The organism is Rhodococcus sp. NPDC127527 (assembly GCF_042672245.1).
GTDB lineage: Bacteria > Actinomycetota > Actinomycetes > Mycobacteriales > Mycobacteriaceae > Rhodococcus_G.
This window is the reverse complement of sequence record NZ_JBHXVP010000009.1, coordinates 93,574-106,689: the sequence shown is the minus strand read 5'-3', so window position 1 is coordinate 106,689 and position 13,116 is coordinate 93,574. Positions and strand designations below refer to the sequence as shown.

At 66.5% G+C, this 13,116-nt stretch carries 13 protein-coding genes; 4 read left to right on the top strand and 9 right to left on the bottom strand.

What is annotated here, in order from left to right; translation table 11 throughout:
* Positions 1-251: 251 nt before the first annotated feature.
* From ACFVH2_RS16400 to ACFVH2_RS16385, 4 genes are all read right to left on the bottom strand, one after another.
* Positions 252-668 (bottom strand): DoxX family protein, encoded by a 417-nt coding sequence (locus ACFVH2_RS16400; RefSeq protein ID WP_378426553.1) that lies wholly within the window; start codon positions 666-668, stop codon positions 252-254.
* 99 nt (positions 669-767) lie between these two features.
* Entirely contained in the window at positions 768-1,811 is a 1,044-nt protein-coding gene (locus tag ACFVH2_RS16395; protein ID WP_378426551.1) for an LLM class flavin-dependent oxidoreductase, read from the bottom strand.
* Positions 1,808-2,464 carry an NADPH-dependent F420 reductase gene (locus ACFVH2_RS16390; protein WP_378426549.1) on the bottom strand — a complete coding sequence of 219 codons (657 nt, stop codon included), beginning with the start codon at positions 2,462-2,464 and terminating at the stop codon, positions 1,808-1,810. The genes ACFVH2_RS16395 and ACFVH2_RS16390 overlap by 4 nt, the downstream gene beginning before the upstream one ends.
* Positions 2,461-2,727, bottom strand: a complete 267-nt coding sequence (locus ACFVH2_RS16385; RefSeq protein WP_378426547.1) for a (4Fe-4S)-binding protein — start codon at positions 2,725-2,727, stop codon at positions 2,461-2,463. Before ACFVH2_RS16385 ends, ACFVH2_RS16390 begins: the two co-directional genes overlap by 4 nt.
* 144 nt (positions 2,728-2,871) lie before the next feature.
* On the opposite strand from ACFVH2_RS16385, the gene ACFVH2_RS16380 reads away from it, so the two are divergent.
* The 3 genes from ACFVH2_RS16380 (at position 2,872) to ACFVH2_RS16370 (ending at position 5,224) form a co-directional block, all read left to right on the top strand.
* Positions 2,872-3,381, top strand: a complete 510-nt coding sequence (locus ACFVH2_RS16380; RefSeq protein ID WP_378426545.1) for a MarR family winged helix-turn-helix transcriptional regulator — start codon at positions 2,872-2,874, stop codon at positions 3,379-3,381.
* Between the two features lie 733 nt (positions 3,382-4,114).
* Positions 4,115-4,678 carry an NADPH-dependent FMN reductase gene (locus ACFVH2_RS16375; RefSeq protein WP_378426543.1) on the top strand — a complete coding sequence of 188 codons (564 nt, stop codon included), beginning with the start codon at positions 4,115-4,117 and terminating at the stop codon, positions 4,676-4,678.
* A gap of 171 nt (positions 4,679-4,849) precedes the next feature.
* Positions 4,850-5,224 (top strand): nuclear transport factor 2 family protein, encoded by a 375-nt coding sequence (locus tag ACFVH2_RS16370; protein WP_378426541.1) that lies wholly within the window; start codon positions 4,850-4,852, stop codon positions 5,222-5,224.
* 144 nt (positions 5,225-5,368) lie between these two features.
* On the opposite strand, the gene ACFVH2_RS16365 is transcribed toward ACFVH2_RS16370, so the two are convergent.
* The 3 genes from ACFVH2_RS16365 to ACFVH2_RS16355 all read right to left on the bottom strand — a co-directional run bounded on the left by ACFVH2_RS16365 (position 5,369) and on the right by ACFVH2_RS16355 (position 8,176).
* Complete coding sequence (locus ACFVH2_RS16365; protein ID WP_378426539.1) at positions 5,369-5,917, bottom strand: MarR family winged helix-turn-helix transcriptional regulator; 549 nt, start codon at positions 5,915-5,917, stop codon at positions 5,369-5,371.
* Positions 5,918-6,338: 421 nt separating this feature from the next.
* Positions 6,339-6,998 carry an MspA family porin gene (locus tag ACFVH2_RS16360; protein WP_378426537.1) on the bottom strand — a complete coding sequence of 220 codons (660 nt, stop codon included), beginning with the start codon at positions 6,996-6,998 and terminating at the stop codon, positions 6,339-6,341.
* Between the two features lie 812 nt (positions 6,999-7,810).
* Positions 7,811-8,176, bottom strand: a complete 366-nt coding sequence (locus ACFVH2_RS16355; RefSeq protein WP_378426535.1) for a nuclear transport factor 2 family protein — start codon at positions 8,174-8,176, stop codon at positions 7,811-7,813.
* A 129-nt stretch (positions 8,177-8,305) separates the two neighbouring features.
* Between ACFVH2_RS16355 and ACFVH2_RS16350 the strand changes: the two genes are divergently transcribed.
* Positions 8,306-9,124 carry a helix-turn-helix domain-containing protein gene (locus ACFVH2_RS16350; RefSeq protein ID WP_378426533.1) on the top strand — a complete coding sequence of 273 codons (819 nt, stop codon included), beginning with the start codon at positions 8,306-8,308 and terminating at the stop codon, positions 9,122-9,124.
* 1 nt (position 9,125) lies between these two features.
* Here ACFVH2_RS16350 and gdhA read toward each other — a convergent pair whose 3' ends face one another.
* Positions 9,126-10,475 (bottom strand): NADP-specific glutamate dehydrogenase, encoded by a 1,350-nt coding sequence (gene gdhA, locus ACFVH2_RS16345; RefSeq protein WP_378426531.1) that lies wholly within the window; start codon positions 10,473-10,475, stop codon positions 9,126-9,128.
* 120 nt (positions 10,476-10,595) lie between these two features.
* The gene (locus ACFVH2_RS16340) at positions 10,596-13,052 is read right to left on the bottom strand and encodes an ATP-binding cassette domain-containing protein (RefSeq protein ID WP_378426529.1); all 2,457 of its coding nucleotides are present in this window, start codon (positions 13,050-13,052) and stop codon (positions 10,596-10,598) included.
* Positions 13,053-13,116: the final 64 nt, after the last annotated feature.

Sequence of the window (13,116 nt, the reverse complement as noted above, 5' to 3'; positions counted from 1 at the left end):
GCCGCGGCAAGGCGCCAGCCAACCGCGTCGGCACCACGGCCTCGAACTTCCCACGCCGAAGTGCCACTCCCCCTTGACCTGCGGCGATCGTCGGGTCACTGCCTCTGGTTGCCCAGAGAGGAACAGCACCCTGCTTGTCGAGCGCAACGCGGAAGCGGAGCTCGCGCGCCTGACGCGGAGGCGTCAGCTCAGGACACACGCCCAATCACGAAAGTGCCCCAGCCGGCATGCGTGCATGGTGCATTTCAGGGTCAGGAGATCGTGAACAGGGGTCCGGTGATGGTCAGCCCGAGATCGCTGGTGTGGGCGAAGAATGCGAACAGCATCAGGGCGGCGCCGGCCAGCGCGATGTCCTTGTTGAAGTGGACCATCTCCATCTGTCGGGCTTGAGGGTCGGATTCGGACCAGAAGTTGTGCATCAGCGCCGCCGTCGGGACGAGGAAGGCGACCAGCAGCAGGGAGCCGAGGTCCGCCCAGACACCGAGGAGCACGCTCAGCGCGCCGAGGACCAGGACCACACCGGAGATCAGGACGGAGAGCTGCGGCATCGGCAGGCCCTTGCTCGCGGCGTATTGCGCCATCGCCTTGGACTGGGTCAGGTGGCCCACCGCGGACGAGAGGAACAATGCGGAGAAGAGAATTCGGCCGATCAGGATGACGATGTCCATCGTCTACCTCCAATTGTGTTGTCGAGCGGGTGGGTTGTTGAGCGGGTTGCGGCGTGGCCTTACTGCCGGTTGCGCCGACATATGACGGCCTCCGCTCTTCTAGTCCGCGAGGATGTCGCGTACCTGGGGGATCACCTTGGTGCCGTAGAGCTCGATGTTGGTCAGTATCTCGTCCTGGGACATCAGGCCCATGCCGAATTTGAGGTTGAATCTGGTGGCGTCGAGGGTGCGCAGGTTGGCGGCGATCTTGCGGGCGACGGTGTCCGGGGACCCGACGTAGAGCGCTCCGTCGGGGCCGATCTCGGCGCGGACTTGGTCCTCGGTCGGGACGCGGAAGCCTCGTGTGGCGCCGACGCTGCGCATCATCTCCTGGTACCGCGGGAGGAACTGCTCGAAGGCCAGTTCGTCTGTGGCCGCGACGTGTCCGGGAGCGTGCACGCCGACGGGGAGCTGTTCGCGACCCAGGCGGGTGAGGGCTTCCCGGTAGAGGGTGGAGAACGGAGCGAACCGGGCGGGGGTGCCGCCGATGATCGCGAGCATCAGGTTGTAACCGAGGCGGGCTGCCCGGATCACCGATTGCGGGCTGCCGCCGACACCGATCCAGACCGGCAGCGGTTCGCCGTCGATGTGCGGCACGATGTCCTGCTCGACCAGTGCCGGGCGGGTCGTGCCCTGCCAGGTGACCGGTCCACCGTCACGGATCCGGGCGAACAGTTCGGCCTTCTCGTCGAACAGCGTCTCGTAGTCGGCCAGGTCGTACCCGAACAGCGGAAAGGACTCGGTGCTCGACCCGCGGCCGAGGATCACCTCGGCGCGCTCGTGGGAGATGGCGTGCAGGGTCGAGTACCGCTGGAAGACGCGGACCGGATCGTCGGAGCTGAGCACGGTGACGGCCGAGCCGAGTCGGATACGTTCGGTGCGGGCGGCTATCGCGGCGAGGACGACGTCGCCGGCGGGCATCGGGAAGTCGTCGGTGTGGTGCTCGCCGATACCGAAGATGTCGACGCCGACCTGTTCGGCCAGCACGCCCTGTTCGACCACGTTGCGGATGGACTGTGCGTGGGTGAGCGGGCGGCCCTGGTCGTCGGCCATGCGGTCGCCGAAGGTGTCGAGTGCGAACTCGAGCGGGAACCGAATCGTCATGGCAGTAGATCCTTTTCGAAGTCGTGGCGGCGAAGGTCGGCACCGAAGACCGGCCCTCCGGGTTGCAGGATGCGCCCGGCCACGAGGCTGGGCAGCCGGACCGCGTCGTATCCGATGTGGTCGAGGATGGCGGCGATCAACGCGACAGCGTCCGGGTCGTCACCGGCGACGGCGAGCGCGCGCCGATCTGGTGCGCCGGGTGCGCGGCGCGCCTCGTCGAGGTCGTGGTAGCCGATGTGGTTGAGCGCCTTGATCACCGTCGAGCCCGGCAACAGCTCGGCGACGATCTCGCTCGACCCTCGGTCCGGGTCGTCGAAGAGTGGTTGCATGCCGTCGACGGGCGGCCAGTAGTTCGTGGTGTCGACGACGATCTTCCCGACCAGCAGCCCGGGGTCGAGGCTGGTGATGCGGTGCAACGGAATTGCGAGGACCACCACCTCCGCTCCGGCGATCGCCTCGGCCGCCCAGAGCGGACGCGCGCCTGGGGCGAGCATTTCGACGACAAGCGTGATGCTCTCGGGGTCGCCGGACGCCGCGATCGACACCGGGTACCCGGCCTGGACCAGGACGCGGGCCAGCACGGGCCCTGTGTGCCCCGAGCCGAGCACCGCGATCCGCGGCAGCGGTGCACTCCTCCGATTCGTGACGTTCACGTTCGTGGGCTGTCCGGGGCGGTGCGGGTTCGACCGTCGGCGGTGCGGTATCCGAGGGCGAAGCTCGGGCAACGGTCGATGACCTCGACCACCTCGTCGACGGTGGCCGCGTTCGGATCGATCCAGGGTCTGTGCCCGCCGTCGAATACCCCGGGCAGCCCGCGTACGCATTCGGTGGCATGGCGGCAGCGGCGCCCCTCCCACGTGATTGTGATTCCGGGAGCGCCGTACTCCCGCGGCTGTTGTGCCTGTGTGCCGGACATTCGATCCCCTCCGTTCGACGCAGCGAGTGGGTGTGCAATCCAGGAGACTCACTTCACTGTTGAAGTGAAAACTACGCCACATCACTTCAACACGCAAGTGAATCCGGATAGATTTCACTTCAAATATGAAGCTATGATGGGCGCATGGAGACCCCCGATGAGCCCCGCTGGCTCGACAACGAGGAACAGCAAGCGTGGATCGCGCTCGAGAGTGTGATGATGCGACTGTCGTCCACCTTGGACTCTCAACTGCAACGCGACTCGGGGATAAGCCATTTCGAGTATCAGGTGCTCGCGGGACTGTCGATGGCCGACGACCGCACCATGCGAATGAGTGATCTGGCCGCGTTCGCCGGCGGCTCGCTCTCGCGACTGTCGCAGGTGGTGAGCCGACTCGAGAAGCGTGGTTGGGTCGCTCGGCGCCCCGACCCGACGGACGGCCGGGTGACGATCGCAACCCTCACCGAGGACGGCTGGGACGTGGTGGTCGCCGCTGCGCCAGGTCACGTCGAGGCGGTTCGCTGCAGCGTGTTCGACAATCTGACTCGCGCTCAGGTCCGGCAGCTCACCGCCATCGGCCACCGGATCGTCCGAGCGATCGACCCGCGGCACCCCGCCCTGGTCGGGCTGCCGAAGACGGATTCCCGGACGTGAGTGCACTACCCGCCCAAGTGAATGAAGCGACAGCTCATCGATGGGATCCGGTGACGAATCCGCACCGACTCCCCGTGGCGGGACGCCCCGATCCGGTACGGGCCGTGGCAAACGATCTACGGACTGTTCCGCCGCTGGCAACGCTTCCGTGGGCGTCGGCCCCACCCGGCTGCAGGCACTCGCCGACGCAGCCAGCGCAATCGCGTGGGACGTCAGCGTCGACTCGACGATTGCCCGGGCCGACCTCATGCGGCAGGTGCCATCGCGGCGGTGACCAGCAGGCTGAGCCGCCATGTGGGGTCGAGACCGAACCAGCCGATCACGCGCTGGGACGCTCGCGTGGCGGGTGGACCACGAAATCCCATCTGGCATGTGAACAGGGCCGCAAACCGCGACTACCTCCGCAAACGGCATCCGGGCGACGATCCTGGTCAAATCCGACCAGGCCGCCAACCGGAAGAACAAGGATCTCGGCCTCCTCCGGCGCCGGTCAACCCGTGACTGCCTCCGAACTGGCAAGAAAGCGCCCCGTCACGACATTTGCCATCAGGGCGTCGCCGACCGGCAGCGACTCCGTCCAACCCGAATAATACTTGATACGTCATGCAATCGCCTGTTAGTCTGGCGGCACTCGAGGGTTTCGCGTCGATTCCAAACGCAGCGAAGCCGCGTGCCGCAGTTTTCCTGTCACAGCAGACAGTTGAGACGCACGCGGTCCCGCAGAGAGGTCGTCATGACGGACCTGAACATCGCGATCGTCGCCGGCAGCACGCGCCCCGGCCGCCACTCCCGCATGGTTGCCGACTGGGTTCTCGATAGGGCAACGGGACGATCGGGCGTGCGCTACGACATCGTCGACCTCACCGACCATCCCCTGCCACTGTTCGACGAAGCCACGCCCCCGAGCTTCGGGCAATATCAGAATGCGCATACCAAGGCGTGGGCCGCCACCATCGCCCCCTTCGACGGCTTCGTCTTCGTCAGTCCCGAGTACAACCACTCGACATCCGCGGCGCTGAAGAACGCACTGGACTACCTCTACGCGGAGTGGCAGAACAAGGCCGCCGCACTGGTCGGCTACGGCTCACTCAGCGGCACACGCGCTGTCGAGCACCTTCGCCTCATCTGCGCCGAACTGCAGATGGCAACGGTCCGTCAACAACTGGCTTTCTCCTTGTTCAACGACTTTCAGAATTTCACCTCCTTCGCCCCGGCTGCCCGTCACGACGATGCCGCCGACGCCATGTTCACTCAGCTGGAGAACTGGGCGGGCGCCTTGAAGCCACTGCGCGCCTGACTATGCATGTTCCGTTGGTTCGCATCGGCGCCGTCCTATCGGGCCGACTTCGACCGCACTCATGCCCTCGTCCCCGACGTCGAGAACCTGCTCCAGCGGTTGGCGACGCAACCAGACTTCGACTGAGCAACCTCCGTTGAGCAGCGACCACACCGAACCAGAGGAGTCACCATGATCAAACTTCCCGCCGATCTCATGCGAGCCAACCTTCTCGAGGTGTTCAACGAGCCCGATCCGACCCGGCGGGCCGCGGTGATCGCGGTGAACTATTCCGACGATGTGGTGTGGCACGAACCGGACCGTATTGTTCGCGGACGCGGGGACTTCGAACGGCGCGCCGAGGACCTACGTGCCGAGAACCCGGACTGGGTCTTCCGGCCCGCAGGCGACGCGTCGGGTCTCGACGACATCGGTCACCTTGGCTTCGAGTACGGGCCTGCCGGCGAACCAGTGGTAGCCGGCATGGACATCGCTCGCATCCAGGACGGAGTCATCGTCGAGCTCTACACGATCGTCACCGGGATCCGTCAGACTTCCGAATCGTGATCGATGCACGGCCGAGGTGGTCGACACCGGGCAGGACCGGGTGACAGTGGATGCGGGATCTGGACCGTGAACCATCACGGTCGGTGCCCCGAACGCGGAACTTCCGGCCCTACCCGGTGGTGCCGACGAGTTCGTCGTCGACGATCACATGGGCGGGGGCGGCAACGAAGAATTTCGGTTCAGACTTGCCTGGATGTGCTCCAGCGCCGCAGTGAAAGGAGCCACCAGCTCTTCAGGCAACGGATCAAAGAAGAATTCCCGCACAAGCGCGACATGCCCGGGCGCAGCCTCCACGATCGCGGCCATGCCGCGCTCGGTCAACACCGCGTCGGTCGCCCTCCCGTCGTCCTCCGACTGCACACGATCGGTGAGGCCACGTTCACACATTCGCCGGAGGTGGTGCGAGAGCCGACTGCGTTCCCACCCGATCACCGTCGCCAGGTCGGTCACCTGGAGCCTGCGTTCCGGGGCACCGCTCAACGCATTGAGCACGTGGTAATCGGCCAGGGAAAGACCGCTGTCGAGTTGCAACTGGCGATTGATCTCGTAATTCATGCGCAATTGCACACGCATGTACGCCACCCACGCACGTTGCTGCGACGGCGACAGCCAGACACCATCACCAGCGGGTGAGCGACGATCACGCGGCACTTCACCGTCCTTTCCGCCGGACACCTGCACCGCTTCGGCCATGACTGCCACGGTAGAAGACGTACGTGATATGTCAATCACATCGAGGATGTGACCAACGGGCCGACCTGATACCTCAGGATCCAGTACGCACTGTGCCGGTTGCCAGACCAGGTCAACCATCTGACTGACCCACCAGCGAAATGGGGATATGGCGAAGCTTTCATCCACTGATCGCGGATACGGATAGGTGACGCGGCCGGGACGCCCAACTCCGCCGACTCCTGGGTGGAGACGGCGGAGTTCAGGGTCAGAGGGTCTGTGTCGTCGAGCCGGTGAACCACTGGATCGACTGGACGATGGCGTCGAAGAAGCTGGTGGTCGGGGTCTTGACGATGTCGTGGAGCTGCTGCACGTCGATGAACACGGGTATCTCCTTCGGCATGGCCGGAATCGGCTCGGTAGGTAGCTCGGAACCGGCTGGTCAGAGCTGGATCGGGGGGCCGTAGGCGGCGAACGCGTCATCGGTTTCCTTGGTGGACGCGGTCCACTGGGAGTAGGTGCGGACGGAGACCGCACCTGCGGCGCCGTTGATCTGGAAGTGGATGTTGTCGAGGTTGATGTTGCCGTTCCCCGAGGTGAGGGTCTTCTTGTCGAGCGAGATGGCGACGATCTGCCCGGGCCGGATCGGCACCACCCAGTTGGCCTCGAGCGGAGTCTGCACCGACATGGTCAGGGTCGGCAGCCCTCCGACCGGAATGCCGAGCGCCTGCTGGGGGGTGATGCCCGCCTTGCCCCCGAGCGACAGACCGTTCGAGACGTCCACCATGTACCCGACCTCGACGCCGACGTCGACGGTGCCCGCGGTGATCGCGGCGCCGCCACTGGACTTGACGGCGGTGTTGCCGCCGAAGAAGACGTCCTTGTCGAACGGGGTGCCGTTCAGCGGGATCACGTTGTTGAGCCATTGTCCGGACTGCACGATCTCGAGCCTGGTGCCCAGGATCGTCGTCTTCGTGGCCGAACTGTCGCCGATGCCGATGCCGATGACGTCGGCGTGGGCTACGCCGCTGCCGAGCACGAACGCGACGGTAGCCGCGCCGACGAGAGCGGTGGCCTTGGTCGGAGCCAGCAGCCGGCTCAACCGGGAAGTGTTGCACTGGTTCATCTGATGCCTCTCGTGAGGATTCACTCAGGTGCGCCGCGGTCGCATCCGAGCGGACGGTCGGGAGTTGCAGGTGCCAGAACCTGTGTAGATCCGGGCCCAGCATCACCCAAGCCCGCAAATACCAGGACAACACCGGCAGAACAGGCCATGTCCACTCACCGACGACGGAGAAGGTCGACACCACCCCGAAACATGCCCGAAAGGGTTGCGCACCAATCGCATTCGTCAAACCAAGGGAACCGACCCGTCGGTTCGAACCCCGAGTGCGCACCCGTCCTCCCAGGACTGGCGCGCACTCGGGGATCTGGAGACGGATGTCGGGCACCACGCTCGCATCCGAGTGCACCTGCTGTTCAACCGGCCGTCACCCGGGCGGGATAGAACTACTCCACCCGTTGTCGACGATCTCGAGGAAGGCAAGAACAGGGATGGTAGGTGGCCAGGCGCTGCGACGCGCCGCCGACGGAACCGAACGAACCGCTGCACCGCCCGCACCGGTTGATCTCCTCCCCCCACCGGGCGGGCATGGACCCCGCGCCGGCGGATCTCTTCCGGCGCCGGGCACCTCGCCGTTCGGCTGGCTCACAACCCCGGCGATTGCCCTGGGTACGACGGTCTCCGTGGGCGGTGTCGCGGCAATGGTCGCGGCGGTGACCGCGGCGAACGCGGTTGCCGCCCTGTCCCGACTGGTGACATCCTGAGGCTCGGATTCGTCCGACCATCCTCGCTCGCCGAGGAGACGTAGTCGTCTCGACCCCGCCGGCACCCGCCTCCGCTCCCGGCGCGACCTACGCGGCCGGAACCTTGTCCAGGAAGCCGAGCACGTGGACCAGACGTCCGGAGCCGTCACGCTCGACCACGTCGAACCCCTCGATCAGGTCCTCCGCGCCCGCCGGACCCAGTTGCCAGCCGAACCGGGCCTGGTCGTGGTGGCCGTCCACCGGGCCGAGCAGCCGGAAGCGCATGCCGGCGAACTGCTGCTGCACCGCGCCGATCGTCGCGTCGATCTCCGCGGGCCCCTGCGCGGCGGCCATCGGGTCCACGTAGCGACCGTGCGGCGCCCACAGCGCCTCGATCCCGGCCCGCCGCTTGCCCGCGTCGGTCTCGTTCCACACCGCGATGTACTGGGCCGCAAGGTCTTCGAAGTCGCTCATGTCGTCTCTCCCTCTCGTTCCGCGGCCCCGGTGGCCGTTCGGACATCACCAGGTTGCGACGAACCGGGGCGCACGTCGATTACCCGGCAGGTAATGGTGGCCCTTCCGCTCGCGCCCTAGGGTGGCGACATGAGCACCCTCGTCGAGTCCCCGCCGCCGGTCGGCACGCTGCTGCGGTCATGGCGCGAGCGTCGCCGGTTGAGCCAGCTCGACCTGGCGAACCGGGCCGGGGTGTCACCGCGGCACGTCAGCTTCCTAGAGACCGGACGCTCCCGACCGACCAGGACCATGCTGCTGCGGCTGAGCGATCAGCTCGACATTCCGCTGCGCGAACGCAATACGCTGCTCCTCGCCGGCGGCTTCGCGCCCGCCTACCCCGAGCACTCGCTCTCCGCGGTTCCGATGGCGGCGATCGCCGCGGCGGTCGGCCAGATCCTCGAGGCGCAGCAGCCGAATCCCACCGTCGTGGTGGATCGGCACTGGACGATGGTCGACGGCAACGCCGCGGTGGCCCTGTTCACCGACGGCTGCGCCGCGCATCTGCTCGAGCCGCCCGTCAACGTGCTGAGACTGAGTCTGCACCCGGACGGGATGGCGCCGCGGATCGTCAATCTCGCGCAGTGGCGGGCACATCTGCTGCATCGGCTCGACAGCCAGATCGCGGCCACCGGGGATCCCGTTCTGCGTGAGCTCGCCGCGGAACTGTCCGGGTACCCGTCCGGCAGCGACGACGGTGCATCCGAATGCCACGAGGGCACCGGGCTGGTGCCCGGTGCCCTCGTGGTGCCGATCAGGTTCGCCACTGCCGCAGGCGAACTCGCGTTTCTCAGTACCACCACCGTGTTCGGGACGCCGCTGGACGTCACGGTCGCCGAGTTGGCGATCGAGACGTTCTATCCGGCGAACCCCGAGACCGCGGCGGTGCTCCGCCGGAACGCGGGCGGGTGAATCAGATGACGCCGAGCGCGAACATCGCGTCGGCGACCTTCACGAAGCCGGCGATGTTCGCGCCGAGCACGTAGTCCCCCGGCTTGCCGTACTCGTCCGCGGTGGTCACACAGCGATCGTGGATGTCGCGCATGATCTTCGACAGGCGCTGGTCGGTGTAGTCGAAGTCCCAGGAGTCACGCGAGGCGTTCTGCTGCATCTCGAGCGCGGACGTCGCCACGCCACCCGCGTTCGCGGCCTTGCCGGGTGCGAACGCGACGCCGGCGCCGCGCAGCACCTTGAGCGCCTCGGGGGTGGTGGGCATGTTCGCGCCCTCGGCGACGACCTTGACGCCGTTCTCCACCAGGGTCAGCGCGGCCTTCTCGTCGAGCTCGTTCTGGGTCGCCGACGGGATCGCGACGTCACAGGGGACGTCCCAGATCGAGCCGCCCGCGACGTACTTGGCCGACGTGACGGTGTCGGTGTAGTCACAGATCCGGCCGCGTCGCACCTCCTTGATCTCCTTGAGGAGCTCGAGGTCGATGCCGTTCTCGTCCACGATGTAGCCGGCCGAGTCCGAGCAGGCGACCACGGTGCCGCCGAGCTGGTGCACCTTCTCGATCGCGTAGATCGCGACATTGCCGGAACCGGAGACCACGACCCGGCGCCCCTCGAGGCTCGTACCCGCGGTCTTGAGCATCTCGGCGACGAAGTACGCGGCGCCGTAGCCGGTCGCCTCCTTGCGCACCTGCGAACCGCCCCAGGTCAGGCCCTTGCCGGTGAGCACACCCGACTCGTACGAGTTGTTGAGGCGCTTGTACTGGCCGAACAGGTAGCCGATCTCGCGGCCGCCGACACCGATGTCACCGGCTGGAACGTCCGTGTACTCGCCCACGTGACGGTGCAGCTCGGTCATGAAGGACTGGCAGAAGCGCATGATCTCGGCCTCGGACCGACCCTTGGGGTCGAAGTCCGAGCCGCCCTTGCCGCCGCCGATTGGCAGGCCGGTGAGGGCGTTCTTGAAGATCTGCTCGAAGCCGAGGAACTTCACGATGCCCAGATTGACGCTGGGATGGAAACGCAGGCCGCCCTTGTAGGGACCGAGGACGCTGTTGTACTGGACGCGGAATCCGCGGTTGACGTGCACGTTGCCGTTGTCGTCGGTCCACGGAACCCGGAAGATGATCTGACGCTCGGGCTCGCAGAGACGCTCGATCAGTGCGCCGTCGGCGTAGTTCGGGTGCCGCTCGATGACGACCGTGAGCGATTCGAAGACCTCTGCGACGGCCTGGTGGAATTCAGGCTCACCGGCGTTGCGATGCACGACGTCCTCGAAGTACTTGTCAACTCGCGCACGGACATGCCCACTCACAGCGGCAGCCCTCCTCTTTATCTCACAGGGATGGAGATTAAAGGGAATCACAAGAACTGATCACATATCCACTTTCGAGAAAGTGATATTTCCCGCACGCGAACTGCCCACGAAGTTCGGTCAGCTCCCCACGTAGGCCGCGAGGTGCTCACCGGTGAGCGTGGAACGGGCGGCGACGAGGTCCGCGGGCGTGCCCTCGAAGACGATCCGACCGCCGTCGTGGCCGGCTCCGGGACCGAGATCGATGATCCAGTCGGCGTGCGCCATCACGGCCTGGTGATGTTCGATGACGATGACCGACTTGCCGGAGTCGACGAGGCGGTCGAGCAGGCCGAGCAGGTTCTCGACGTCGGCGAGGTGCAGGCCGGTGGTGGGCTCGTCGAGGATGTAGACGTCGCCGTTCTCCCCCATGTGGGTGGCGAGCTTGAGGCGCTGGCGTTCACCACCGGAGAGCGTGGTCAGCGGCTGACCGATCTTGACGTAGCCGAGCCCGACGTCCGCCAACCGCGCCAGAATCTTGTGGGCGGCGGGCAGTTTCGCGTCGCCGGTGACATTTCCCCCGTCGCTTCGCTCCTGCCCGCCGCCACCGAAGAACGCCTCGGCCTGGGCCACGGACATCCCGAGCACCTCGCTGATGTCCTTGCCGCCGAAGTGGTAGTCCAGCACCTCCGCCTGGAACCGCTTTCCCTCGCACACCTCGCAGGGAGCGGACACGCCGCCCATCATGGCCAGATCGGAGTACACGACGCCGGCGCCGTTGCAGTTGGGGCACGCGCCGTCGGAGTTCGCGCTGAACAGACCGGGCTTGACGCCGTTGACCTTCGCGAACGCCTTCCGGATCGGGTCCAGCAGTCCGGTGTAGGTCGCCGGATTGCTACGCCGGGAACCCTTGATCGCGCCCTGGTCGATCGACACCACGCCGTCCCGCTCGGCCACCGAGCCGCCGATCAGCGAGCTCTTGCCCGAACCCGCCACGCCGGTCACTACCACGAGCACGCCCAGCGGGATGTCGACATCGACGCCGCGCAGATTGTGGGTGTCGGCGCCGCGCACCTCCAATGCACTCGTGGACACCCGCACCGACGGCTTCACCGACGCGCGGTCGTCCAGATGCTTGCCGGTGAGGGTGCCGCTCGACCGCAACTCCTGCACGGTGCCCTCGAAAACGATCTCGCCGCCCTCGGTGCCGGCGCGCGGGCCGAGGTCGACGACGTGGTCGGCGATCACGATCGCCTCCGGCTTGTGCTCCACGACCAGCACGGTGTTGCCCTTGTCCCGCAACTGCAGCAGCAGGTCGTTCATCCGCGCGATGTCGTGCGGATGCAGACCGATCGTCGGCTCGTCGAAGACGTAGGTGACGTCGGTGAGCGAGGAGCCGAGGTGCCGGATCAGCTTCGTCCGCTGTGCCTCCCCGCCCGACAGCGTGCCCGCCGGGCGGTCGAGGCTGAGGTAGCCGAGCCCGATCTCGACGAACGAGTCGAGCGTCTCCCCCAGCGACTTCACCAGCGGCGCAACGCCTTCCTCGTCCACTCCACGCACCCACTCGGCGAGATCGCTGATCTGCATCGCGCATACGTCGGCGATGGACGCGCCGTTGATCTTCGAGGACCGCGCAAGTTCGCTGAGCCGGGTGCCCTCGCAGTCGGGGCAGATCTGGAAGGTGATCGCCCGGTCGACGAACGCCCGGATGTGCGGCTGCATCGCCTCACGGTCCTTGGACAGGAACGACTTCTGGATCTTCGGGATCAGACCCTCGTAGGTGACGTTGACGCCCTCGACCTTGACCTTGGTCGGCTCCTTGTAGAGCAGGTCGCTCAGCTGCTTCTTGGTGAACTTGGCGATCGGCTTGTCGGGATCGAAGAACCCGCAGCCGCGGAAGATGCGGCCGTACCAGCCCTCCATGCTGTAGCCGGGGATCGTCAGCGCGCCCTCGTTGAGCGACTTGCTGTCGTCGTACAGCGCGGTCAGGTCGAAGTCGGAGACCTTGCCCATGCCCTCGCAACGCGGGCACATGCCGCCCGTGATGCTGAAGCTACGGCGCTCCTTCACGGTCCGGCCCGCCTTCTCCACACTGATCGCGCCCGCCCCGCTCACCGAGGCGACGTTGAACGAGAACGCCTGCTGCGAACCGATGTGCGGCTCCCCGAGCCGGCTGAAGAGGATGCGCAGCATCGCGTTCGCGTCGGTGGCGGTACCCACCGTGGACCGCGGGTTGGCGCCCATCCGCTCCTGGTCGACGATGATCGCCGTCGTCAGCCCCTCGAGCACGTCGACGTCGGGCCGCGCCAGCGTCGGCATGAAGCCCTGCACGAAGGCGCTGTAGGTCTCGTTGATCATGCGCTGCGACTCCGCGGCGATGGTCGAGAACACCAGCGAGCTCTTGCCGGAACCCGAGACCCCGGTGAACACCGTCAGCCGACGCTTCGGCAGCTCGACGTCGATGTTCTTGAGGTTGTTCTCGCGCGCGCCGTGCACGCGGATCACGTCGTGGCTGTCGGCGTGGTGCAGGTCGCGCGACTGCGACACACCCCCTCGCTGCGCGCGCCCCGTCGTGCCCGTACTCGTGGCAATGCTCATCGTGTCTCCATGATCGTGGTGCGGGAGGGGGCTGGAGTGAACGGTGACGTTCACGTCGGACCAC

Coding starts and splice junctions, on each gene's coding strand:
- ACFVH2_RS16400 (WP_378426553.1), bottom strand. CDS start 668: ATGGACATCGTCATCCTGATCGGCCGAATTCTCTTCTCCGCATTGTTC.
- ACFVH2_RS16395 (WP_378426551.1), bottom strand. CDS start 1,811: ATGACGATTCGGTTCCCGCTCGAGTTCGCACTCGACACCTTCGGCGAC.
- ACFVH2_RS16385 (WP_378426547.1), bottom strand. CDS start 2,727: ATGTCCGGCACACAGGCACAACAGCCGCGGGAGTACGGCGCTCCCGGA.
- ACFVH2_RS16380 (WP_378426545.1), top strand. CDS start 2,872: ATGGAGACCCCCGATGAGCCCCGCTGGCTCGACAACGAGGAACAGCAA.
- ACFVH2_RS16375 (WP_378426543.1), top strand. CDS start 4,115: ATGACGGACCTGAACATCGCGATCGTCGCCGGCAGCACGCGCCCCGGC.
- ACFVH2_RS16370 (WP_378426541.1), top strand. CDS start 4,850: ATGATCAAACTTCCCGCCGATCTCATGCGAGCCAACCTTCTCGAGGTG.
- ACFVH2_RS16365 (WP_378426539.1), bottom strand. CDS start 5,917: ATGGCCGAAGCGGTGCAGGTGTCCGGCGGAAAGGACGGTGAAGTGCCG.
- ACFVH2_RS16355 (WP_378426535.1), bottom strand. CDS start 8,176: ATGAGCGACTTCGAAGACCTTGCGGCCCAGTACATCGCGGTGTGGAAC.
- ACFVH2_RS16350 (WP_378426533.1), top strand. CDS start 8,306: ATGAGCACCCTCGTCGAGTCCCCGCCGCCGGTCGGCACGCTGCTGCGG.
- ACFVH2_RS16340 (WP_378426529.1), bottom strand. CDS start 13,052: ATGAGCATTGCCACGAGTACGGGCACGACGGGGCGCGCGCAGCGAGGG.